Here is a 382-nt window from a genome sequence, read left to right as displayed (position 1 = left end):
TTAGGCCATTGAGCGTGATGATCGGCTTTGCCATGCTTGTCCCCGTTTTTTCTTCCTTTGCTAATAATAATGTCTTTTTCGCTCCGTCATCATAACGAAAATCAAACCGCTCAGGTAAAGAAGTGAAAATATTTTGAGTTAATTCTTAAGCTATGATACAAATCAGGCGTGTTCAACTACCGAGGACAATTATCATCCGCTATGACGAGAAGCAACACTGCGGATAATTGTAATATTATGGACAATTTGTTCAGGACGTTATTTTCTACATTTACCCATCTTCGTACCTCATCCACTATCTTGCTCGTAGGTGAGCAGCACTGGCGCAACGCGCTTTAGTCCTTTCTTCTGCCAAAGCTTGCGCTATGCGCGGGGCTTGACC

1 protein-coding gene is annotated in these 382 nt (G+C 42.9%); it reads left to right on the top strand.

The genetic code is table 11. The features are described from left to right. The first annotated feature begins 201 nt into the window (after nucleotides 1–201). Nucleotides 202–339: a protein YdgV gene (locus BTA35_RS19005; protein WP_085970371.1), complete on the top strand. Its 138-nt coding sequence runs from the start codon at nucleotides 202–204 to the stop codon at nucleotides 337–339. The last annotated feature ends 43 nt before the right edge of the window (nucleotides 340–382 follow it).

This window comes from Oceanospirillum linum (assembly GCF_001995095.2).
GTDB classification, from domain to species: Bacteria; Pseudomonadota; Gammaproteobacteria; order Pseudomonadales; family Halomonadaceae; genus Oceanospirillum; species Oceanospirillum linum.
Note: the sequence above shows the minus strand (reverse complement) of the source record. Positions and strands in the feature narration are given on the sequence as shown.